At 47.5% G+C, this 21,253-nt stretch carries 25 protein-coding genes and 1 tRNA gene; 19 read left to right on the forward strand and 7 right to left on the reverse strand.

From position 1 onward, the window contains the following. The first annotated feature begins 7 nt into the window (after positions 1–7). On the forward strand, positions 8–139 hold the full coding sequence (locus tag XDD1_RS20195) for a hypothetical protein (protein ID WP_269450535.1): 132 nt from the start codon (positions 8–10) through the stop codon (positions 137–139). A 35-nt stretch (positions 140–174) separates the two neighbouring features. On the opposite strand, the gene XDD1_RS19350 is transcribed toward XDD1_RS20195, so the two are convergent. After that, positions 175–360: a hypothetical protein gene (locus XDD1_RS19350; protein ID WP_148885890.1), complete on the reverse strand. Its 186-nt coding sequence runs from the start codon at positions 358–360 to the stop codon at positions 175–177. Between the two features lie 353 nt (positions 361–713). Between XDD1_RS19350 and XDD1_RS05190 the strand changes: the two genes are divergently transcribed. The 9 genes from XDD1_RS05190 to XDD1_RS05230 all read left to right on the forward strand — a co-directional run bounded on the left by XDD1_RS05190 (position 714) and on the right by XDD1_RS05230 (position 8,279). Further along, positions 714–1,631: an integrase domain-containing protein gene (locus XDD1_RS05190; protein ID WP_045973344.1), complete on the forward strand. Its 918-nt coding sequence runs from the start codon at positions 714–716 to the stop codon at positions 1,629–1,631. A gap of 154 nt (positions 1,632–1,785) precedes the next feature. Next, complete coding sequence (locus XDD1_RS05195; protein ID WP_231854461.1) at positions 1,786–2,406, forward strand: antirestriction protein; 621 nt, start codon at positions 1,786–1,788, stop codon at positions 2,404–2,406. 80 nt (positions 2,407–2,486) lie between these two features. Beyond that, complete coding sequence (locus XDD1_RS05200; protein ID WP_231854462.1) at positions 2,487–3,098, forward strand: antirestriction protein; 612 nt, start codon at positions 2,487–2,489, stop codon at positions 3,096–3,098. A gap of 181 nt (positions 3,099–3,279) precedes the next feature. Further along, a complete protein-coding gene (locus XDD1_RS05205) occupies positions 3,280–3,810 on the forward strand; it encodes a hypothetical protein (protein ID WP_045969329.1) in 531 nt (176 codons plus the stop codon). A gap of 21 nt (positions 3,811–3,831) precedes the next feature. Then, complete coding sequence (locus tag XDD1_RS05210; RefSeq protein WP_045969331.1) at positions 3,832–4,125, forward strand: TA system toxin CbtA family protein; 294 nt, start codon at positions 3,832–3,834, stop codon at positions 4,123–4,125. A 96-nt stretch (positions 4,126–4,221) separates the two neighbouring features. Next, positions 4,222–5,145 (forward strand): DUF1281 domain-containing protein, encoded by a 924-nt coding sequence (locus tag XDD1_RS05215; RefSeq protein WP_045969332.1) that lies wholly within the window; start codon positions 4,222–4,224, stop codon positions 5,143–5,145. A 113-nt stretch (positions 5,146–5,258) separates the two neighbouring features. Further along, complete coding sequence (locus XDD1_RS05220; RefSeq protein ID WP_045969334.1) at positions 5,259–5,948, forward strand: N-6 DNA methylase; 690 nt, start codon at positions 5,259–5,261, stop codon at positions 5,946–5,948. Positions 5,949–6,160: 212 nt separating this feature from the next. Beyond that, on the forward strand, positions 6,161–7,177 hold the full coding sequence (locus tag XDD1_RS05225) for a TraI domain-containing protein (protein WP_045969336.1): 1,017 nt from the start codon (positions 6,161–6,163) through the stop codon (positions 7,175–7,177). 94 nt (positions 7,178–7,271) lie between these two features. Beyond that, entirely contained in the window at positions 7,272–8,279 is a 1,008-nt protein-coding gene (locus XDD1_RS05230) for a tyrosine-type recombinase/integrase (RefSeq protein WP_045969338.1), read from the forward strand. Between the two features lie 350 nt (positions 8,280–8,629). Here XDD1_RS05230 and XDD1_RS05235 read toward each other — a convergent pair. The 4 genes from XDD1_RS05235 to mutY all read right to left on the reverse strand — a co-directional run bounded on the left by XDD1_RS05235 (position 8,630) and on the right by mutY (position 11,391). After that, positions 8,630–8,705: transfer RNA gene (locus tag XDD1_RS05235), tRNA-Phe, on the reverse strand. Positions 8,706–8,870: 165 nt separating this feature from the next. After that, complete coding sequence (gene mltC / locus XDD1_RS05240) at positions 8,871–9,944, reverse strand: membrane-bound lytic murein transglycosylase MltC (RefSeq protein WP_045969340.1); 1,074 nt, start codon at positions 9,942–9,944, stop codon at positions 8,871–8,873. A 110-nt stretch (positions 9,945–10,054) separates the two neighbouring features. Continuing rightward, positions 10,055–10,327, reverse strand: coding sequence for an oxidative damage protection protein (locus XDD1_RS05245; protein WP_045969342.1), 273 nt, complete (start codon positions 10,325–10,327; stop codon positions 10,055–10,057). A gap of 26 nt (positions 10,328–10,353) precedes the next feature. Then, positions 10,354–11,391 (reverse strand): A/G-specific adenine glycosylase, encoded by a 1,038-nt coding sequence (mutY, locus tag XDD1_RS05250; RefSeq protein WP_197541016.1) that lies wholly within the window; start codon positions 11,389–11,391, stop codon positions 10,354–10,356. 247 nt (positions 11,392–11,638) lie between these two features. Between mutY and trmB the strand changes: the two genes are divergently transcribed. From trmB to XDD1_RS05275, 5 genes are all read left to right on the forward strand, one after another. Beyond that, positions 11,639–12,358 (forward strand): tRNA (guanosine(46)-N7)-methyltransferase TrmB, encoded by a 720-nt coding sequence (trmB, locus tag XDD1_RS05255; RefSeq protein ID WP_045973347.1) that lies wholly within the window; start codon positions 11,639–11,641, stop codon positions 12,356–12,358. Next, entirely contained in the window at positions 12,358–12,684 is a 327-nt protein-coding gene (locus tag XDD1_RS05260; protein WP_045969344.1) for a YggL family protein, read from the forward strand. Before trmB ends, XDD1_RS05260 begins: the two co-directional genes overlap by 1 nt. A 91-nt stretch (positions 12,685–12,775) precedes the next feature. Next, positions 12,776–13,702, forward strand: a complete 927-nt coding sequence (glsB, locus tag XDD1_RS05265; protein WP_408068286.1) for a glutaminase B — start codon at positions 12,776–12,778, stop codon at positions 13,700–13,702. Positions 13,703–13,764: 62 nt separating this feature from the next. Beyond that, the gene (locus tag XDD1_RS05270) at positions 13,765–14,502 is read left to right on the forward strand and encodes a DUF2884 family protein (protein WP_045969346.1); all 738 of its coding nucleotides are present in this window, start codon (positions 13,765–13,767) and stop codon (positions 14,500–14,502) included. Positions 14,503–14,667: 165 nt separating this feature from the next. Further along, entirely contained in the window at positions 14,668–15,612 is a 945-nt protein-coding gene (locus XDD1_RS05275; protein WP_045969348.1) for a siderophore ABC transporter substrate-binding protein, read from the forward strand. A 149-nt stretch (positions 15,613–15,761) separates the two neighbouring features. Here XDD1_RS05275 and XDD1_RS05280 read toward each other — a convergent pair whose 3' ends face one another. Further along, positions 15,762–16,406, reverse strand: coding sequence for a LysE family translocator (locus XDD1_RS05280; protein ID WP_045969349.1), 645 nt, complete (start codon positions 16,404–16,406; stop codon positions 15,762–15,764). Positions 16,407–16,931: 525 nt separating this feature from the next. On the opposite strand from XDD1_RS05280, the gene XDD1_RS05285 reads away from it, so the two are divergent. Then, positions 16,932–17,417: a YbhB/YbcL family Raf kinase inhibitor-like protein gene (locus tag XDD1_RS05285; RefSeq protein WP_045969351.1), complete on the forward strand. Its 486-nt coding sequence runs from the start codon at positions 16,932–16,934 to the stop codon at positions 17,415–17,417. Between the two features lie 40 nt (positions 17,418–17,457). Beyond that, the gene (locus XDD1_RS05290) at positions 17,458–18,237 is read left to right on the forward strand and encodes an L-threonylcarbamoyladenylate synthase (RefSeq protein ID WP_045969353.1); all 780 of its coding nucleotides are present in this window, start codon (positions 17,458–17,460) and stop codon (positions 18,235–18,237) included. Positions 18,238–18,277: 40 nt separating this feature from the next. Here XDD1_RS05290 and XDD1_RS05295 read toward each other — a convergent pair whose 3' ends face one another. Next, the gene (locus XDD1_RS05295) at positions 18,278–19,195 is read right to left on the reverse strand and encodes a LysR family transcriptional regulator (protein WP_045969354.1); all 918 of its coding nucleotides are present in this window, start codon (positions 19,193–19,195) and stop codon (positions 18,278–18,280) included. Between the two features lie 186 nt (positions 19,196–19,381). Here XDD1_RS05295 and XDD1_RS05300 point away from each other — a divergent pair, with 186 nt between their 5' ends. Together XDD1_RS05300 and XDD1_RS05305 are read left to right on the forward strand one after the other, a co-directional pair. Continuing rightward, positions 19,382–20,680, forward strand: coding sequence for a 3-isopropylmalate dehydratase large subunit (locus tag XDD1_RS05300; protein ID WP_045969355.1), 1,299 nt, complete (start codon positions 19,382–19,384; stop codon positions 20,678–20,680). Then, complete coding sequence (locus XDD1_RS05305; RefSeq protein WP_045969356.1) at positions 20,677–21,228, forward strand: LeuD/DmdB family oxidoreductase small subunit; 552 nt, start codon at positions 20,677–20,679, stop codon at positions 21,226–21,228. The genes XDD1_RS05300 and XDD1_RS05305 overlap by 4 nt, the downstream gene beginning before the upstream one ends. The last annotated feature ends 25 nt before the right edge of the window (positions 21,229–21,253 follow it).

Below are 21,253 nucleotides of genomic sequence, written 5' to 3' on the forward strand. Positions count from 1 at the left end.
CATTGCAATGCGGTACATCTGCGCACTTTTGGAAGCAGATATCGTCAGACAAATAACCCACCGTCCGGCGATGAAAGTTATCCGGTGTTATGAACAACCGGCTTATCACGCAATACGGGCAGAGCGTTCTCTGCTTTGATCCGAATGATGTATGACATTAACCCACGTTTTAAATCACGCACGATAAACGTCCTGAGTCCTGTACGGTGATTGCACCGCAGGATCAGATAACGTTAATGATTTCAGCGTCCACCGTTGCGCGGCGTCACTTGTGTCAGCGTCAGCGATTACCAAGTGACGCCGCCAGGCGGCTAACGTCCAGAACACGCCCGGCCTGCCTTTACGACCGATTTGAACCACGAATTACCCAGTGAAACCACGAAAAATATGCCATTGACTGACATCTTGTTTGATTGACGAACGAGAGTCCGGTCTGGTTTTCAACCCACTGCCTTGCAACAGGCTGATACCGTAAAAAAGGAGAAATGACACCATGTCAAGATAATGAGGCGTTCATCCTGACACTTATCAGGCACTGAACGGGGAGCATGTCATCGCCGTGCTGAGCACGCCGCGAGCTCCTGCAATAACTCAACATAACCTCGCCCTGCTACACATTATCTGACGCACCACGGAACGGTGAACCTGAACCGACACGCAGGGAACAGTTAAAAATGAATAAAAACAGCGGTAAAGTGACAGGAGAGGCGCGGATGGCGCAGAAATCGACACGTTCAAAGGTTGAGTTGTTCAGAAAAGAATTTATTACGCATGCCCGAAAGGCGAGCGGGAGTTTTGTCACGGTCGCGGATCGTGAGCGGATTGCCCGGCAGTTTCTGGATTATTTGAAAAATAAGGGCATTAAGCTCCGGCAGATGGACAGCCTTAAAGCGAAATATATTGAGCGCTATATTGCCGAGCGTAAGGCCAGCCATGTCAATCATCGGACTCTGCAAAATGAAATGTCTGCATTGAGAGCTATTTTGGCGCAGGCCGGAAAACACAAGCTGGCGGCACTGGATAATCCTCGTCTGAGCAATCGGGCACTGGGTATTGTGAATGCGAGCCGCAAGGGCACGAAGGCTGCGCTGATACCGACAGCATTCAATGAAATTTTTCAGCAGGTCGAGCAAAAAGACCGGGGCGTGGCTGCGGTGATGCAACTGGCGTATGTGCTGGGGTTGCGTACCAAAGAAGCCGTGGAAGCCTATAAGTCCTTAGCGACCTGGAAAAAAGCGCTGGAAAATGGCCATACCTCCGTGCGGATAGTGTTTGGCACCAAAGGTGGACGGCCGAGGCAGACGGTCATACTCGACCGTGCCGCGTTGTACCACGCCATTAACTATGCGGAGCGTGCAAAGGCAGAACGCAGCGGCAGATTAATTGATAAGCCGACGATCCATCAGGCGATAGATCGTTACCGTTACGTGGTCAGAAGTGCCGGACTGGTGGGTAAGCAAGCGCCGCACAGTATGCGTTACCATTTTGCACAGCAATCCGGGGAACATTACAAAGCACAGGGCTTCAGTGAGCGGGAATCGCTGGCGCTGGTGTCGATGGATTTGGGGCATGGAGATGGGCGGGGGCGTTATATCCGGCAGGTTTACTATCAGAATAATGAAACGGAATAACGTTATTTTTCCCTGCCGGAAAAAGAATTACGTATTGACCTTATGATTTCCGTTTATTAGCGTGATAAGGCTTATTAATGATCCGGTCGCTTGTGAGGATCACCTTCGGGCAGCGACAACAACACTCCTGTAGCCTGCAAGGGAGTACACCGATGTGTGGTACATCTGCGCACCTTTGGAAGCAGATATCGTTAAGTTTAATTACGATGAAGGTTTCTTAATCATTGATGGCCATGCGGCCATTCACCCGGACGGGGAACCTTTCCCGTCGGGCAGGTGTTCTCCGTCTTTTTTTAAGGAGTTCACCACGATGCCAAACGATGAGTTTATTCTGCTTGACACGCTCTCGCTGTCAGCCACCTTTCCCGACAGAACTCCGCTGGAGCGGCTGTTTCTGGGATTTCTACTGGCCAATACGGCCTCCAGGTTTTGCCGGGTTTATCGCCCCGAACACTGGGAGAGCCGCAGGGTGTCAGAAGGCTTAAGCTTTCTGGTGCCGACCCAACGGGAAACGTATCCCGTGTGGCTGCCTGACCAGCAACTGCATGTCACGCTTTCGGCGGAAGCATTCGGGCTGGCGGTGACGATGGCGGTGTTTGTCCGTATTGCCGCAGTGGATACCCCGAATGAGGATGCCCACCGCTTCGGGCAATTGCGGAAACATGCGTCGCAACACGCGGAAGCCGCACTGATAAAAACGGCGCTGGATACCCATGTTTCTGACGAGGTGGTCAGTGCGTTTTTTATCGGCAGTCAAAATAACAAAAATCATTAATTCGTCAGCCTGTTATGCTGACATTTTCTCTGTAAGCGCCTGACCGGGGAGCTGAAAACATCTTCCCGTCAGTTGGGCGGGTGTTTTTTATTGACGTTAAATCAAGGCAGAAACTCTGCGCACCTTTGGCCGCCGATATCGTCGGCGCTGAAGATGCCGGTTTCTTCATCCATGCTGGCCAATATGCCAGTCACCCAGACGGGGAACACCTTTCCTGTCTGGCGGGGTGTTCTCCGTTGTTTTATCCGGAGTACATCATGCAACAAAACGCAACCATGCCAACGGCGCCATCCACACCGGCGTCTGAATTGTTCCCTTTCGCGGACGTCTTTCCGCGTACCAGTCCGCTGGAATTAATGCTGCTGGAACACACAGTGATTAAAGCCGCTGCTACGCTCTGTGAGGATTATCGCAGTGATCAATGGCGGTGCCGGAAAATCTCAGACAAAATCGCCTATGCGGTGCCCACCCGTGCTGATACGTATACTGTCAACGTCGATATCACGCACTTTGAAGGTGAAGTGTCAGCGGATACCTTTGGGTTGATAGTGACCCTGACTGTATTGGGTTACCTGACCGCGCTGATGAAGCAGGATGAGGTTGCTGAGCGGTTTTGTGACCTGCGGGAATACGCGTTGCAACATCCGCAGACTCAGTCTATCCGTGCGGCATTGGGATTAAAGGGGGCATGACGGGCTTTTCACTTTATCATGACGAACAGCGCACACCTATTATCACTGATCACTCAGTCCATTAATGCTGTCGTTTTTCTGTTTTTCTTAAGCGCCTGACCGGGGAAGCAAAAACACCTTCCCGGTATCGGGCGGGTGTTTTCTTTATCTGACATTCACTTAATCACTCAAGGAAATCACCATGAACCCGATATTTTTACCGGTACCGGATGATACCGGCGTGGCATCACATCACCCTGTTTTTACGGCTCAGGTCATGGGCCTGATGGATTACCCGGCACCGGGGACGTATCAACGGGAAAGGACACTGACCATTTGCGCAGCGCCCACGATCACGGAAGCGGTGCAGAAATTGGAAACGCGGCATCTGGCAGATGACTGGCCCGTGCAGGATGGCGGATTATCCGGTTTTATTCCCCAGACCGTCATGATTTATGACCGTCATGGACGGAAAGTGCTCGGCGGGCGGTTTGATGCCGGTATTGTCTGGGCGCAGCCGGTCACACTGGCGTCGGAACGCCTGTCACTGGAAAGGCAGCGGCAGCGGTTGTGCCATGCTGCGGTTGCCGAACAGGGCTGGGAGAATTACCCGGATGCCCGTATGTTGTGGCAGAAAGCGCATTTATTGTCGCTGCATCTGGTGTCATCCCGTTACCGGCAATGCAGTGAGGTGAACGATATTCTCCGGCACGGTACTGCCGTGAAAGCGTAATTTTTTAAGGAAAACGTCTTCATGGAACCCCTGCAATTCACGGTCTGGCAGGTGATTGCCGCCTGTTTACTGAAACGCCATTTTGGTCTCAGCCTGAATGATACCGCCTTGTGTGAAACCGACACTGCGGAGTCTCTGCGGATAAACGGTATCCGTCCTTTTGAGGCGATTAACGGGCTGGTCGACAAATATGATTTAACCCGTCTGGACGGCAATACGGTGTCGTCCCGTACTCCTTATCTGCGCATTCAGGATGAATGGCACGTGTTTTTTTATCACGGCAGTCTTGAGGATCTGTTGCGGGATATCGGTTAACACTCGCTTTTTTCACTACCCATCGGGGGAACCGTGCCCCTGATGGCGCGGTTCCCCTGTTTTATCTGAACAGTTTTAAACATGAGGAACATTAACATGGCAGAATGGTGTACAAACCAACTGGAAATCACCGGCAAATCCGTGTGCATTGATGTGATGCAGCAGTGGGTCTGTGGTGAGGAGCTCCCCGGTTACCGCCAGGCAGTGTTGCAAAGCCGGCGTCTGTTTCTGGCAGGGTGTGCGGGGATATTTAAGCCGACAAAACCGCAAACCTACACGCCTTACCCGGAGTTAATCCGCGGAACGGCGGCACCGACGGCCCATAATCTGGCCTTTGAACAGTGGCTGAAGTTGTTGCAGGACAACGTGCCGCTCAGCAGTAACAATATCAAACTGATCGACAGCCTGTACCGCCAGTCTGCTATCAGCCTGATGCGCTGGGACAGTGTGCCTGAGCCGGCGCGTGTTATCATTGCCCGCATCCTGACCCGGCAGTATGCCGACTGGTTCGGGATGGCCGGCTGGTCAGAGGCGATCAATATCGGTGAATGCTGGGACAGGCTGAACGATTCTCCGGAATCGACCCAGCCCTGCGATATGCTGATGATCATGCCGACCCGGCTGGCCACCGAGATTAACGGCAACAGCGGATTGCTGAAAGGGGTTGCCACTCCGGCACAGTTCTATACTCAACAATACGGCTTTGAATGGCCGTTTGGCCATCGTGTTCACTGGGCACGCCGGCATGTCAGCAGCCTGACGGTGAGTTTTGACTCGCCCTGGGTGCCGCCTGCCGCCGAACTGATGGGCGCGCTGTCGGCCATTTTTGACTGTGAGATCCGCCACTGGTACAGCGAACCGGTCAACGGTCTTAAAGGCTATGACTGTTATGACCAGGGTGAGCATGTGGACAGCGGCAGCGGGTTGTCAGGACGGGAAAACCGCCCGGCGCTCTATCTGGTCAACAGTGAAAAAGCGAATGCTAACCTGCCGGTGCCGGCTATCGCGGCCGGGCAGTAATCCACAGTGACTTTATCCATTCAAAATTGATTGTTCACTTCAACCGAAAGGGGAAAACACCTTCCCCTTTCGGGATGTGTTTTCCCCTTATTTTCAGGCAAGGAAAACACATCATGTCTTCTCGGACCGATTATCAAAACACCTTTATTACCCTGTTTAAGCGGACGGCCCGCGGTCATTCCCGTTATCAGGTCTTTCGGGACTTTTGTTACTGTGCGATGGCGGCCATCCACAACAAGTATTGTTACAGTGACGAGCTTGAACAGTTCTACCTGAAAACCATCAAAAAGTATGACCGGAACGACGTTGACCGGATTGTGCAGTTGTTTTCCCAGATGGTATTGGGGTTAGCCCAGGAACCGTGTGATTTTCTGGGCAGGGTGTTTATGTTACTGGAGCTCGGGGATAAGCACCTTCAGCAGTTTTTCATTCCCTGGGAGGTGGCCAGAATGATGGCGAAAATGCAGTTTCAGGATGCCTCCGTGCTGTTGCAGGAAAAACCCTTTGTGACGTTACACGAACCCGCCTGCGGTTCGGGTTGTATGACACTGGCTGCGGCCGAAGAGCTGCGGGAGCAGGGGCATGACCCGTTATGCTGCCTGTGGGTATCGGTCATCGATATTGACCCGCTGGCCGCAGTGATGGCCTATATCCAGCTGTCCCTGACGGGGATACCGGCACAGGTGACCATCGGGGATGCGTTAGATGATAATGGCCAACGGCGTTCACGTTACACGCCGGCCCATTATCTGGGTAACTGGTCGCAGCGTTTGCAGTCCTGCCAACCGCAAACCGCGGCCTGAATTCTTTTTCACTTTTGCGCCTTTCGGGGCGCTTTTTTGCATTTAAAATTGGTTAATCGATTGATGTTATGAAGAAAATTAAGGTGATCCGGTAAGTCAAACACGGGGTGAATCGGGTCAGATTAATTTTCATTATCGCAGAAAGAGTTTTTCCTTGTTTCAGGCCGGGATTCACCGACACTGGGCCAAATTTGAACCAGAGAGGAAAAGCGATGTTTAACCGTTTTAAATCCCATTTTACCCGTCAGACAGCGCCACAAGCCAAATCGCCTCCCCCGCCGAAAGACAGCCGGGGCTATTTCCGGCCGCAGTCGGCCGATGAGTTACTGGCCACGTCCCTGCGCCGGCAGTGTCTCCGGCAGCTGTGGGAAAACAGTGCCTTGCCCGACGGGCTGTATCAGCGTTTTTACCTGACACCGGTCAGGCAGTTGCTCAGCCGTGTCCAGCAGGTGCCCGCAACACGGGAAGGCGACTGGTCGGGCAGCGGGGGATTTATCGACCTCACACTGAAATTTACCACTTATTCGGTGAGACTGGCAAAAGGGCATCTGTTGCCGCCGGGAGCGGCACCGGAAACGCAGGCTACCCAGAGCCTGCTGTGGCAGGCGGTGGTGTTCTGGTCGGCATTGTTTTACCACCTGCCGTTATTGCAGGAGCTGGAAGGTGAGCTGGACGATGGCCAACGTTGGTTACCGGGAGTATTTGTACCTGATCGGAATTACCGTTTCCGGTTCAGGGCATCCGAAAATGTGTCTCGTGTGCCGCAGGATGCCCTGTTAGCGGCAGGCCTGTTACCCGAAGATAGTATGATTTGGCTGGTTTCGGTGCCGGAAGCGTGGCATTGCCTGATTCACGCTGTCAGCGGTCAGTCATCGCCAGTGCCATTGACAGATACCCTGCTTCAGGAGGCTGCCGCACAGGTGTGCTCTCCGTTGATAAAAAAAGGTGACTCTCCGTCTCCCGCACGGGAAATTGCCTCTTCTACTGAATTCATTTCAGGTTCGAAAATCCAGTCTGTTTCTCCGCCAAGCGAAGTGAAAAGCCCGGTTCAGGATACTTCGGATGATGCCCGGACATTATTGTCATTATTTCAATTACATGATGAATCTTCCTCACAACCTGATGGGAAAAATGACCATCCCGATGCAAAACTGATCAAATGGCCTGTACGGGATAAAGAAAGCATTGGCACTGAAGATAACATAGGTTCATCATTTAAAAGCGAATAATTCATATTGTTATTCTTATTTGTATTTTTGTTGCCTGAAACGATTTCTGGACAGGAAACGGTATGAAGGTGTGATGATTTGAGGGAAAAATAATATGTTACACACAGAAGAAAAAATCAGTTGGGATGCGTTATTGGAAGAGTACTTTTTTTCACATATGCTGAGACCAGCGACAGAGTGGAGTTATCGCAAAGTTACACGTGTCTTTATCCGATTTATCGGTGAAACGGGGCTGCCTGAAAATGTCACACATCGTGATGTGCTTCAGTGGCGGCGTCATCTTCTCATAGAGAAAAAACAGTCCAGTTATACCTGGAACAACAAAGTTGCGCATCTGCGGGCCATCTTTAATTTTGGAATAGAGCGGAAATTGCTGCCGCATACCCAGAATCCGTTTAATGATGCGGTCGTAAAAAAAGAGAATAAAAAGAAGAAGATACTGAGTGATTCTCAGATGAATCGCATTAACTTGCTGATGGAACAATATGCCGAAGAGGAAAAGAAACAGGGCGTACCACGGGGAGGACGTTGTGCCCTGTATCCGACATGGTACTGGATGGTGGTGCTGGATACATTGAGATTTACGGGAATGCGCCAGAATCAGTTGCTGCACCTGCGGTTACGGGATATTGATCTGGACAGCAATGAAATTGAGTTACGTCTTGAAGGCAGTAAGAATCACAGTGAATGGAAGGTTCCGATTATCCCGCCACTCAAACCCCGGTTAGCCCAGTTGGTTGAGCGGGCTAAAGCCTCAGAAGCCGGGGATGACGATCCGGTCTTTGATCTCAGTCGGCTGAGTGTTCAGTATCAAAGCCGTCTCTCCCGTTATCAATATGATATCAATAGGGAAAAACAGCAGCTCCGCTCTTTTTTCCGCAGGCTGTCCAGAGAGTGTGATTTTGCGGTATCACCACACCGTTTTCGCCATACCATGGCAACGAAACTGATGAAGGCACCGGATCGTAACCTGCCGATGGTGAAAAGATTACTGGGGCATCGTAATGTCGCGACAACCATGGAATACATTGATCTCGACATGGAAGTTGTTGGTAAAACGCTGGCGCGGGAACTGGGGCTGTATACCGATCTTTCCGAGTAGGCAGTTGAAGTAAAGTAAAAAAATCAGGGCGGATCTCAGTTTGGAAAGGAGGAAGTGTGAACTGCCCTGTATCAAAATTGATGGGATGGAAAAAAGTGTTAATATCTGATCCCGCATCCAGTGAAGTTTTCACCTTACTTGACATCAGAATCAATTACTGAAATCATTACCTTCAACGATAAAAGGACAACTGCAAAAACAGTTATCCTGAAATCTTGTTTTAAATGTCTTTATTAACCATAATAGTGCGCAAATTCGACTAATTAGGCTTAACATTTTATTAACTATTGTTTATTTTTTACGCATTTGTCAGGAAATTTAACAATCTTTGACAAGCCCGCTTTGAAACTTGGTGCCCGGAGGCGGAATCGAACCACCGACACGGGGATTTTCAATCCCCTGCTCTACCGACTGAGCTATCCGGGCTAACGGGGCGCATTAAACCGTATTCAACCCAATCCGTCAAACACTTTCTGCATAAATTTATTTATATGCTCTTAAATCACACAATAAGCTATAAATCTAAACAAAATGGAGAGGCAATCACCTCTCCATCGGTTATTTCCTCACTATCAACGGATTTGTTATCAACTACCTGCGATAGCTTTTCTGTGCATTGTTCACCTTTATTAAATAGCGACGTGATTCAGCAGAAGGATGTTTATTGGTCAACGTTTCATAAACATCACCGGGTGCCATTGCGTTGATGATTTGAACCGCTTTCTTTCTGTCACCGGAGAATACGCGCAATACACTGCCAGCACCGCCATTGTAAGCCGTGATAATGGCATACCGACGTGAGGTCGCATTTTTGATTTCGCCTAAATAGGTATTTTGTAATATCGATAGATAGGCTGTACCGGCATCCACGTTGTTCTCAGGATCAAAGAGATAGCTGCGACTCGGCTGGCCTGACTTTCCTTGCATTTTGAAAACATCTCGCCCGGCGGTGTGCTGCATGACCTGCATAAGCCCCAAGGCATCAGAGCGACTGACAGCATAAGGATTAAAACTGGATTCAGTCTGCATGATGGCAAGGATCAGGGATTCATCAACGCCATATTTGATCGCGGCTTTGCGCACGATAGGAAGGTATTTATGGGCGCGTTTATCCAAATGGTTAGGTACCAACTGCATGGTGACTGACCAAATAACGTGTAACCCCGATTGGCGTTTTTGCAATTTATTCTGGATCAGATAATTGGCAAAATGACGTGCGCGCCACTCCCAGCGAATGGGTTCACCACTATTATCTAAAACCTGCCCATAGAGAAAGGGTTCTTTGCTGATCTGGATATCGTTGGCGTCAGAATAAAGATCGAGAGTGCCAGGATCATCTCCCATCAGTAAAGTTGTCACGATCGCTTTGCGTAAATGTTCCGTGGGTTCAATCGGAGAAAGGGTTTCAATCGTGATATTTCCCGTCTCAAAATTGATATGGCTGCGAGTTTTATATTGATCCGTGTATTTAACGTAATCTTTTGGGCCTGCGATTAAAACTTCCTGCAACCCCCAGATATTTTCAATGTTGTGGGCAAATTGCCCCATCAAAATATCGAAACCATTGGTGTCTTTTATATATTCTTCGTTGTATTCAACGTCTTTTTTGCTAGAACAAGAAATTAAAAGTGGAGCGAGGAGGATCAGAGCCAGCAGTCTTTTCATTTTACAATGCCGTTGGATATTAATGCTGTTAGATATTGGGGTTTCATCAATGTTTAGAATGTGTAGAGCCATACAAAATGGCTCTTATTATGCCAATCGAGTCGTAAATATTATTGTTCCGGTGGTGTATAACCGTCGATTTGAATGTCATGCCCTTCAAACAGGAATTTTACCATTTCTTGCTCAAGCAGCTTGCGATCATCTGGATTCATGGTATTGAGTTTTTTTTCATTAATCAGCATGGTTTGTTTACTCATCCATTGTTGCCATGCTTCTTTTGAAATCTCATTGAAAATCCGCTTGCCCAATTCTCCCGGATAGAGTTGAAAATCCTGGCCTTCGGCTTCTCGTTGTAAAAAAGTACAAAAAATAGTTCTGCTCATAATTCATCCTCAAAATAGTCGGCAAATTAAGCCAATTGTTGCAAAAGGTATTCAACGGGAGCTGCCAATCCAATGGTTGCTGGCTGGCGTAAGTTATACCAAAGTCCTTTATTTTCATCCATGCAGGAATCAAAAGATAAGATATCGATTCTAATAGGAACGATATCTAAATGAAAATGACTGAATGTGTGGCGAAATGCGGTTAATTGTTCAAGTTTACTGTGGGTAATGCCTGAACTTTTCAGCCATTGTTCCAGTGATGCCTGATCAGCAAATTGCGGGAAAGCAAATAAACCGCCCCAAATCCCAGAAAGCGGGCGCTGTTCCAGCCAAACCTTATCACCATGTTGCATTAATAAAAAGTAAGCGGTTTTTTCCGGGATGCTCTGTTTCGGTTTTTTACCCGGATAATTTGCCCAACTGTGGTTGGCATAAGCGATACAACCTGCATTAAGTGGGCAAATCTCACATTTGGGTTTGCTGCGGGTGCAGACCATGGCACCCAAGTCCATCATCGCCTGATTAAAATATTCGACACCTTGTTTGGGCGTTACGCGTGTGCTGATGTCCCATAACTGGTTTTCCACCTCTTTTTTCCCCGGCCAGCCATCAACAGCGTAGCAGCGAGCCAAAACACGTTTCACGTTACCGTCAAGAATAGGGAAATGCTTGCCCTGAGAGAGTGAAAGAATGGCGCCGGCGGTTGAACGTCCCACACCGGGCAGGGCAACAACATCATCAAATGTGGTCGGAAATTTGCCGTTGTGTGACGTCACAACCTGTTGGGCGGCTTTATGCAAATTGCGGGCGCGGGCGTAATATCCCAATCCCGTCCATAAATGGAGAACTTCATCCAGTGGTGCCGTCGCCAAAGAGGTCACGTCGGGAAAACGGGAAATAAATTTTTGGAAATAGGGAATGACCGTTGCAACTTGGGTTTGTTGCAGCATCACCTCTGAAAGCCAGACGTGATAGGATGTTTTTTCCAACTGCCACGGCAGGGTTTTGCGGCCATAGCGGTGATACCACTCAAGTACCGCGTGTGAAAATTGCTCAGCTTCCATCATTAGAATAATTGTCTTTATATCGGGTCATTGTTACGTGGACGGGATTGCAGCATAGTGTAACCTCAGTGTAAACCCGAACTTTATTTCGAAGCGTTACGCAAACATAACATTAAAGTTGTGCTTATGGGCACTGAACTTGATAAACTCAGCCATCTTTGCATAATTGCGCTCTCTTTGGGCAATCCTGTGGTATATAAAGTCCCGGTCGCCTGAGCAAATGTCTTTAAAACTGACAGAAAGTACCATGATAAATAACGTAATTTCACCGGAATATGATGAAAATGGCAGGGCGTTGCGCCGTGTCCGCAGTTTTGTACGTCGGCAGGGACGGTTAACCAGTCGCCAGCAGCAAGCGCTTGATAATGTGTGGCCGAAGATGGGAGTGGACTATCAGGCCGAAATGTCCAGTATGGCGGCGCTGTTTGGCCGTGAAGCGCCTGTTGTGCTGGAAATCGGTTTTGGTATGGGTGCCTCATTAGTCACAATGGCCAGCGCAAATCCAGAGAAAAACTTTTTTGGCATTGAAGTTCATGCGCCGGGAGTCGGGGCGTGTTTGGCATCCGCAGAAGATGAAAATCTCACTAATCTGCGAGTGATGTGCCATGATGCCATCGAAGTATTGAACAATATGATCCCTGATCAGAGCCTGGAAATGGTTCAGCTTTTCTTCCCCGATCCGTGGCATAAAGCCCGTCATAACAAACGCAGAATTGTGCAGCCTGAATTTGTTCAATTGATTAAAAGTAAGCTGAAAATCGGTGGTATCTTCCATATGGCAACCGACTGGCAGCCATATGCAGAGCATATGCTGGAAGTGATGAGCGCAGCGGAAGGATATCGCAACTTGTCAGAAAACGGTGATTATGTGCCACGTCCTGATTCGCGTCCGGTCACAAAATTTGAGAAGCGTGGCCAGCGGTTAGGTCATGGCGTATGGGATCTAATGTTTGAGAGGGTAAAATAATGGCTAAAAACCGTAGTCGTCGTCTGCGTAAAAAATTGCGTATTGATGAGTTTCAGGAATTGGGTTTTTCAGTAAAGTGGAATTTTCCGGCTGATACCGCCGTTGAGGTGGTTGATAGCACGGTTGATGCCCTGATTGAAGAGCTGATCGAGCCAAATGGCCTTGCGCTGGATGCCAGCGGTTATTTGCAATGGGAAGGCATTGTCTGTTTGCAAAAAATTGGCAAATGTACTGAAGAGCACCGTCAATTGGTTGAGCATTGGCTGAAAGATCGCGGTATGGAAGACGTTATCACATCAAAACTATTTGATGTGTGGTGGGATTGATTCGCTGTTGCATAAAAAGAAGCGTATGACATCAAAATAGCGCGGTATGCAGGGGCTCCTTGGGAGTCCCTGTTTGTCTGGAGAAAAAGTGGTGAAGGTAAGGTTCTCTAATTCGTTATTGGCAGATATCTTAGAAGAAGTACGCCCTTTGATTGGCCAAGGAAAAGTAGCAGATTACATTCCTGCTCTGGCGGAAGTTCCGGCAAATAATTTGGCGATGGCCATTTGTACGGTAGATGGGCAGGTTTTTAAAGCGGGAGATGCAGAAAAACGTTTCTCTATCCAATCGATTTCTAAAGTGTTGAGCTTAACCTTAGCGATGACACGTTATAAGGAAGAGGATATCTGGCAGCGAGTGAGTACAGAACCTTCGGGGCAGCCGTTTAACTCATTGGTACAGTTGGAGTTGGAAAAGGGAATTCCCCGTAACCCCTTTATTAATGCTGGGGCATTGATTATTTGCGATATGCTGCAATCTCGGCTGAGTGCGCCGAAACACAGAATGTTGGAATTTGTTCGCAGCCTGACTGGGCAGAAAAATATCTACTATGATGATATCGTTGCCCGTTCAGAAATGGAGCATTCCAGCCGCAATGCTGCGATAGCTTACCTGATGAAATCATTCGGTAATTTTGACAATGATGTGATTACCGTCCTGCAAACCTACTTCCAATATTGTGCCTTGGAAATGAGTTGTGTTGAATTGGCCCAATGTTTTATTTATTTAGCCAACCAAGGACGTATGATAGGTTCCGGCCAACAAATTTTGAGCCTGCGACAAACTCGCCAGATTAATGCGCTGATGTTGACGTGCGGTATGTACGATGGTTCTGGCGAGTTTGCTTTCAGGATCGGTATGCCGGGAAAATCAGGGGTTGGTGGTGGCATTATCTGTGTCGTTCCGGGAGAATTCACGGTGGCGGTATGGTCACCTGAACTGGATAAATCCGGCAACTCACTGGCAGGTTGTGCCGCACTGGAAAAATTAGCCGGGCGTATTGGGCGCTCTATTTTTTGACCTTATCTGTGCTGATAAGGCATTGTTACGTAAAAAATACGCAAAAGAAATCAGGAGAACGTATGTTACGCAGGATCACGATTGCTGCATCATTGTTATTTGCGTCTCAAGTCATGATGACTCAGGCACAGGCGAAATCTGAATGTCATGTGACGTTTAATGATGACATTATTGTTACGCCAAACGCTGTCCAGATCACAGGGGCGAATGGAAATCTGAAAATATTGCCTGATGGTTCCATAACACGGGATGGCAAGGCGTTATCGCTGAGTACAGAACAACGTAACAAGGCCCTGCAATATCAACAAACAGTTCGCCAGGATTTGCCCTGGGTGAAGAAAGAGGCGCTGAGCCATTTGGCGAGTGCACGCCAAGCGCTGGATAAAGTGGTTGTCGAAACGATGGGTAAGGAAAGTCATATCCGTAACCGTCTCTCTCAATTGGAAACAGGCCTCAATAAGCAAATCGATAAAGTGATTGAAACCCGCGCCAATGGTTTTGCATTCAATGCTCAGGCAGTCAAACAGGTAGAGCCAGAAGGCCGGAAACTTATTGAACAAAGTCTGGGTGGGATTTTGCAAGATAGTATTAATGAAATGAGCCGTAAAAACAGTGATCAAAATGGTGACGGTAAACAGATGTTAATGTCTCTCCTCGGCGGGCTGGGCGGCATGCAGAATGGTTTTGATACTGAATGGAAAAAGCAGGAACAAGAGTTAAAGCGCTTAAAAACGGAAGTGTGTAGTAAAGCCAGTAAATTAGAACAACAGCGCATTAGTCTTATGAATTCGATTAAGTAAATCACGCTATATACCTATAAATGCGTCCTGAAGCACGACGAGTATATCCATTCAATAAAGCAAATAAGAATCAATATGAAATTGATTCTTATTTTGTTGACATATTCATGTTGCCACCTAGAATGCAGGTCACCTTTTACCCATAGGTTCAATTTAGGTGTAACAATGAAAAAAATCCTGCCAATGGTTATTGCATCATTGCTTTCTGTGACCAGTTACTCTGCATTTAGTCAATCATCCGAATTATTTACGCCAAATTCAGTTACCGCTCAGTCTGGTGATTATGTCACGATAAAACATCTTTCCGGTGAAACTCAGGTGAAAAAGAACCCACAACGGGTTGTTTTGTTCGATTTCGGCACTTACGATTCGATGGTGAAACTGGGGTTATCTGATCGCGTGATTGCACTACCTATCAGTAACTTACCTGAGTATGTGCGTAATAGCGTGCCTGCAACGATGCACGATGCCGGGGGAATGAAAGAGCCGAATTTGGCAAAATTAGCGGAAATCAAGCCCGATTTGATTGTCATTACCGGACGCCAGGGAGCTTCTTATGATCATCTGTCAAAAATAGCCCCCACCATTAATTTAAGTACGGACAATAAAAATTACCTGTCATCCGTTGACAGTCATCTTAAATTGTTGGGAGAAGTGTTCAATAAGCAGGATAGGGTGAAAGCCCAATTGGCTGATTTGGAAAAAACGATTGCATCCGCGCAGGAAAAAGCGCAGGCAGCGAACAGCAAGGTATTGGTATTACTGCACAACGCAGGGGAACTCTATCCCAATAATCAGGCGATTGTTTACAACGTGATTAAAGCACCTCGTGCGGTATTGCCGGCTAAACCGGATGAAAATAAAAGTCGGGCTGTGACGGCAGAGATGATTGCACAAGCCAATCCTGATGTGATTTTTATTATCGATCGTAGCGAAGCGATTGGTGCGGGTAAGTTGGAAAAAGATCAGTTTGAAAATGATCAAGTCAAATCAACCAATGCCTATAAAAACGGCAAAATAGTTTATCTGCAATCTGATCTCTGGTATTTGTCCGGTGGTGGTTTGGACAGTATGACGCGACAAGTTAATGCAGTCGCTGATGCGTTGTAATACTTTGTTTCCGTGACATTACCATTTAATTTAAAGGTGACCGTTTAAGTGGTCACCTTAATTTCTTGCTCACGACAGTAATCTATTTGTCTATGACAGAATAACGGTATATTGACACTGGGAGTTTGTTGCAAACCCCTTGGAGAAACTTATACAGATATAAATAACAACCGCACAGCAAAACTGATCAGCACGATCCCCATTACCCGCTCAAACCAATATCCTTTCTGCATGAACTTATTACGAATCAATACATTTGAAAAAATGAAACTCACCAATACAAACCATACAGCATTCACTATACACATCCACACGCCGTAAAAGACCTGTATCAGAGTCGGTGTATGACTACTCACCACGGTTGTGAATACTGCCAAAAAGAATAATGTTGCCTTAGGGTTAAGAGCATTCGTCATAAATCCCATCAGGAATGCTTTCCATTTATTCTGCGAGGCTTGAATCGTTCCTTCATTCTCTAAAGTATCCAGATTGACAGGTTTACTTCTAATAAATTTGATACCAAGCCATATAATATAAATGGCACCGACTAGCTTTGCGATTTCCATCAACCACGGGGTGGTATGCATTAATGCGCTAATTCCCACCAGTGTATAGATGACATGTACTGATATCCCCGCGCCAATACCTATTGCCGTACATATTCCAGCTAAACGGCCATACGTCACACTTTGTCGTATCGTTACTGCAAAATCTGGGCCTGGTGCCACAACGGCTAAAAAATGAATTGCTGCCAGTCCCAGAAATTCTCCCCAATAGTTATGTAGTTCTTGCATATGGTCAGGATATCCTCTGCTGATCTATTTTGAGCATCTGCCCTTACTTTGAATATTGTTTTGTCTTCACCCAGCTAATGATGAATTTTAAGTGGGTGGGGGTCACAGACGTTGTTGCCAGATGAGCTATTTAACATTCCTCCACAACACTTAAACCCATATTTAATTTAATTTAACAATTACATGAAATTCAAGTAATAAATAGACAGGAGTTAACTGACAAGCAATTTGTGCCATGCCATTTAGTTAAACCGACATTCCGCACTGCATTCGTAATTTTCTGTTTTAATGAAGCATTAATAAGTGCGTGAGTTGACGGGTTAAATAATTATTTTTATAAACTATTGCGTTAAATATAGTGGCTAATTCATGTTATTAAGATTGATTTAATTTTTATCCTGAAAATATCCAGTGACTCACTTATTGTTCCTAAATTGAAACAATCAGGCAAAATCATGGCTTGATCTTGCGGCACAGAAAATCTGCGTTAGGATGTTGCAAAAGGCATCTAATGGGGACACAAGCATGATTATCCGTTCAATTGAATTTAACCATCATGATTTCTTGCAAAAAGAGCATGAGTTTAATCAATTTGGTGGCAATGGTGATAACCGTTCCCCCGAACTTGCTTGGGCAGAAGCGCCGGCCGGAACGCAAAGTTTTGCGATAACGGTCTATGATCCGGATGCACCAACCGGCAGCGGTTTCTGGCACTGGGTCGCGTTTGATATCCCCGTCGAAACACACGCCTTACCTGCAAACGCAGGGCAAAGCGATGGCAGCAAATTGCCGGCCGGTACGATCCAAAGCAGAAATGATTACGGCCAGTTTGGCTTCTGTGGCGTTTGCCCACCCGTGGGCGATAAAGCCCATCGCTATATTTTCACTGTACATGCCTTGTCGGTAGAAAAACTGGGCATCGATGCTGAAACAACCAATGCGATTGCACGTTTTATGATCCAAGCCAATACCTTGGCAACAGCGTCTATTACCGGTTATTACCAGCGTTAATTGATTAATAATTCTTCCGTTTCCAGTAAGGAGTAGCAAGATGAGCAGCAAAAAAATTCAATGGAACCATGGGGTGCAGCAGGAAGCGGTAGAGATCCTCTCAAATGACGGCGGCATGATCGTCTGCCCAACCAAAGTGGGCTACATTATCATGACATCGGATGCGCAAGGTCTGGAGCGCAAATTTGAAGCTAAACAGCGCAATCGCAACAAGCCGGGTGTTGTTTTATGTGGATCGTTGGAACAATTGAAAGAGCTGGCTCAACTTAACGCGGAAATTGAAGAACTTTATCAAAAACATTGGGATGAAGATATCCTGTTAGGTTGTATTTTGCCGTGGAAAGAAGAAGCCATCGCCCGTATCCCTGATGATGGTTCTAAAGAACTGATGATGGATCAGCGTGGTACAAGCTGTTTTGTGATTAAATTTGGCAAGCCCGGCGAAATCTTGGCTAAAGAACTGTGGGAAAAATATGGCAAGTTCTCTTTTGCCAGTTCAGCGAATCCATCAGGTAAGGGAAATCGTGGATTGGTCGAATGTATCGGTGAGAGAATAGAAGAGCGGGCTGACCTGATTATTTGCGCCAATGACTATGTTAAATCTATCCAACCAAATGAAACGGAGCAAACCCGTTACGAACAAGGTGTGATGGTGTCAATGGTCGATGAGAAGGGTAAATTGGTCCCCCTGCAACAGGGTCAGCGCGATATTAGCCCGTGTCCGGTATTGATTCGCAAGGGATTGGATGTCAATAAAATTATGGCGCTGATGTCTGATATTTTCACAACTTGGGATTATCGTCACGGCAACTACTATTAGATTCTTAGCGGGTACGGTTGTACCCGCATTAATCCCGTCGTTACGCTTTTTTTCCGCTCTCCAGATTCTGTCTTAGCTTGCGCTGTAACGAGCCTGCAAATTGTTGCACGCGCGAAGACAGGGTACTTTCTGATTTAAACAGTATCCAAGCCTGATAGATATCCATGCTCCATTCCGGCAGGAGCCGGATTAATTTTCCCTCTGCTACCGCTTCATGGGTAACATAGTCGGGCAGATAGGCAATACCCGCCCCGGCCAGAGCGGAACTCATTAACGCCACGCTGTTATTGATGCGAAACCGGCTGCGAACTTCGATATCCAGCTTATTTCTTTCCTTGCGGAACGGCAGGGAAATCGTATGGGCGGGGCCACGGAATAGCAGGTAATCGTAACGGGGGAGATCTTCGGGTTTCTCTATGGGCGCAAATTGACTTATATAGTCAGGGGTGGCGTAAAGCCCCCAAGTGATATCAATTAAAGGCATGACAAGCGGATATTGGGGCGTTTCGCGCCCGATGATGATCGCAATATCGCATTGATCTTCGTCCATATTAAGGGTTCTGTCGGTCAGTTCCAGATCAACGCTGATATGAATATTGCCGGCAATAAAGCTATTGAGGGCGGGAACAATACACTGGCTGCCAAAGGAGACCGGGGCAATCAAGCGCAAACTGCCCATTGGCGCTTCATGGAAATGACGGATAAAATGTTCAGCATGTTGGGCTTCGGTCAGGATGCGGTGGCAGTATTGGTAATAACTCATCCCGACTTCTGTCACTTGAATCTTGCGTGTAGTACGGTTGAGCAATTGAGTGCCTAATCTGACTTCCAACTGTGCAATCTCGCGGCTGATGGAAGATTTAGACAGCCTTAACGATTTTGCCGCTTCGGTAAAACTCAATGTCTCGACGACACGGGCAAAGACCACCATCGAGGTAAGATTCTCAATATTATTCATGCAATAACCTGATGATTTACGCGTGGGAACTGCCCTATAACATATCACATATTCCCATTTTGTGGACAACTGTCCCATACTGGAAACAGTGAATACAAGCAGGGTATTTCCCTACGTTAAGGAGCCGTAATCTTGTTAGGATGACCATCTGTTGAGTCTGTTTTTACTTTTTGGAGGCCATGTAAGATGAACCAAACGATGACACAAAAAATTCTTGCACGGGCAAGTGGGCGTCAACACGTGACTCCGGGGGAAGTGGTTTGGGCGAAAGTGAATATTCTCATGTCCCACGATCCCTGCACACCGGGTGTCGCCAGCGTATTTAAAAAGGAGTTCGGGCAGGATGCGAAGATATGGGACCCTGAACGCTTTATTTTAATCCCGGACCATTTTGTCTATTCGGCCGACTCACAAGCTAATCAAAACATTCGGGTCATGCGTGAATTTGCCGCTGAACAGAACATCAAATATTTCTATGATGTCGGGACCCCCAATTATAAAGGGGTGTGCCATATCGGGCTGGCAGAAGGGGGGCATACCCGCCCCGGCGAAGTGTTATTGGGCACCGATTCTCATACGGTGACTGCGGGGGCGTTTGGTGCATTCGCCATCGGGCTGGGGATTACGGATGCCGCTTATGCGTTAGGGACGGGAGAAATTCCGCTTAAGGTGCCAACGACCATTCGGATCAATTTTACCGGCACCAAGCCCGCCCATGTTTTGGCCAAGGACATGATTTTATCTGTATTGTCAGAATTAACCGTTGATGGCGCCACTTATCAGGCCATCGAGTTCGGCGGTAATGTCATCGATGAGTTATCGGTAGAAGAGCGCATGACGATTTGCAATATGGTCGTTGAATGTGGTGCCAAAAACGGCATTATGGTTCCCAATCAGGCAACGCTGGATTATCTGGCAGAACGAAACGCTCTCCCGTTTGACATTGTTTACCCGGACGAAGATGCGCAATATAGCCGGGTATTAACGATTGATGTTTCCGCGATGCAACCGAAGATTGCCAAACCTCATTCACCGGACAATGTTGTTTCTATTGATCAGGTGGCTAATGTTGCCATATCCCAAGCCTATATTGGCTCTTGTACCGGGGGCAAGCTGGCGGATTTTGTGGCGGCCGCCCGGATTATCAAAGGGCATAAAGTGGCTATTCCGACTTATGCCGTGCCGGCCACCAAAGAAGTTTTCCATAACACGATTACGACGCAAATTGAGGGCGTTTCTGTCTACCAGATTTTAAGTGATGCGGGCGTGAAACTTTCCTCTGAATCTGGATGTGCCGCCTGTTGCGGAGGGCCGCCGGATACGTTTGGGCGGGTCAATGATCCGATATCCGTGATATCCACCACCAATCGCAATTTTGTCGGCAGAATGGGGCATAAACGCGCCAATATTTATCTTGCTTCCCCTTATTCGGTTGCCGCCGCTGCGATTACCGGTCAAATAACCAATCCTGAGGAGTTTTTATGAGTGGGGTAAAGGAAAATATCATTCGGGGTGAGGTGTATGTATTGGCCGACAATATTGATACTGACCAGATCCTCTCAGCCGAATACCTCAAAGTGAATCCTTCCACGCCGGAAGGCTATGCCCAATTGGCTTCGTTGGCGATGTGTGGATTGCCGGAAAGCTCACTGCCTTTCATTGATGAAAATGAGGGGAAAGCGAAATATCCGATCATCGTGGCAGGACAGAATTTTGGTTGTGGATCGTCGCGTGAGCACGCGGTGGCGGCATTAGGGGCTTCCGGAGTGAAAGCGGTTCTGGCTCAATCTTATGCCCGTATATTCTTCCGCAATTGCGTATCAACCGGGCAGTTATTGCCCGTGGCAGGGCAAGAGCGTTTGTGTGACAAATTAGTGACGGGGGACAGTATTGAGATTGATATCGAAAACCAGACCGTGATGCTGCTGAAAAATGGTGAGAAATATCAAACTGATCCGATTGGTGAACTGGCCAATATTGTCTCTGCCGGCGGGCTGTTTGCTTACGCGCGGGCGACAGGCAGGATTAAATAATGTTGAAAATAGCCATTTTTTAATA

Origin of the sequence: Xenorhabdus doucetiae, assembly GCF_000968195.1 — a bacterium.
GTDB classification, from domain to species: domain Bacteria; phylum Pseudomonadota; class Gammaproteobacteria; order Enterobacterales; family Enterobacteriaceae; genus Xenorhabdus; species Xenorhabdus doucetiae.

Coding starts and splice junctions, on each gene's coding strand:
- XDD1_RS05210 (WP_045969331.1), top strand. CDS start 3,832: ATGGAACCCCTGCAATTCACGGTCTGGCAGGTGATTGCCGCCTGTTTA.
- XDD1_RS05295 (WP_045969354.1), bottom strand. CDS start 19,195: ATGAATAATATTGAGAATCTTACCTCGATGGTGGTCTTTGCCCGTGTC.
- XDD1_RS05215 (WP_045969332.1), top strand. CDS start 4,222: ATGGCAGAATGGTGTACAAACCAACTGGAAATCACCGGCAAATCCGTG.
- trmB (WP_045973347.1), top strand. CDS start 11,639: ATGATAAATAACGTAATTTCACCGGAATATGATGAAAATGGCAGGGCG.
- XDD1_RS05190 (WP_045973344.1), top strand. CDS start 714: ATGGCGCAGAAATCGACACGTTCAAAGGTTGAGTTGTTCAGAAAAGAA.
- XDD1_RS20195 (WP_269450535.1), top strand. CDS start 8: ATGCGGTACATCTGCGCACTTTTGGAAGCAGATATCGTCAGACAAATA.
- XDD1_RS05270 (WP_045969346.1), top strand. CDS start 13,765: ATGTTACGCAGGATCACGATTGCTGCATCATTGTTATTTGCGTCTCAA.
- XDD1_RS05230 (WP_045969338.1), top strand. CDS start 7,272: ATGTTACACACAGAAGAAAAAATCAGTTGGGATGCGTTATTGGAAGAG.
- XDD1_RS05225 (WP_045969336.1), top strand. CDS start 6,161: ATGTTTAACCGTTTTAAATCCCATTTTACCCGTCAGACAGCGCCACAA.
- XDD1_RS05205 (WP_045969329.1), top strand. CDS start 3,280: ATGAACCCGATATTTTTACCGGTACCGGATGATACCGGCGTGGCATCA.
- XDD1_RS05285 (WP_045969351.1), top strand. CDS start 16,932: ATGATTATCCGTTCAATTGAATTTAACCATCATGATTTCTTGCAAAAA.
- XDD1_RS05275 (WP_045969348.1), top strand. CDS start 14,668: ATGAAAAAAATCCTGCCAATGGTTATTGCATCATTGCTTTCTGTGACC.
- XDD1_RS05220 (WP_045969334.1), top strand. CDS start 5,259: ATGTCTTCTCGGACCGATTATCAAAACACCTTTATTACCCTGTTTAAG.
- XDD1_RS05300 (WP_045969355.1), top strand. CDS start 19,382: ATGAACCAAACGATGACACAAAAAATTCTTGCACGGGCAAGTGGGCGT.
- XDD1_RS05260 (WP_045969344.1), top strand. CDS start 12,358: ATGGCTAAAAACCGTAGTCGTCGTCTGCGTAAAAAATTGCGTATTGAT.
- XDD1_RS05290 (WP_045969353.1), top strand. CDS start 17,458: ATGAGCAGCAAAAAAATTCAATGGAACCATGGGGTGCAGCAGGAAGCG.
- XDD1_RS05305 (WP_045969356.1), top strand. CDS start 20,677: ATGAGTGGGGTAAAGGAAAATATCATTCGGGGTGAGGTGTATGTATTG.
- mutY (WP_197541016.1), bottom strand. CDS start 11,391: ATGGAAGCTGAGCAATTTTCACACGCGGTACTTGAGTGGTATCACCGC.
- XDD1_RS05245 (WP_045969342.1), bottom strand. CDS start 10,327: ATGAGCAGAACTATTTTTTGTACTTTTTTACAACGAGAAGCCGAAGGC.
- mltC (WP_045969340.1), bottom strand. CDS start 9,944: ATGAAAAGACTGCTGGCTCTGATCCTCCTCGCTCCACTTTTAATTTCT.
- XDD1_RS05280 (WP_045969349.1), bottom strand. CDS start 16,406: ATGCAAGAACTACATAACTATTGGGGAGAATTTCTGGGACTGGCAGCA.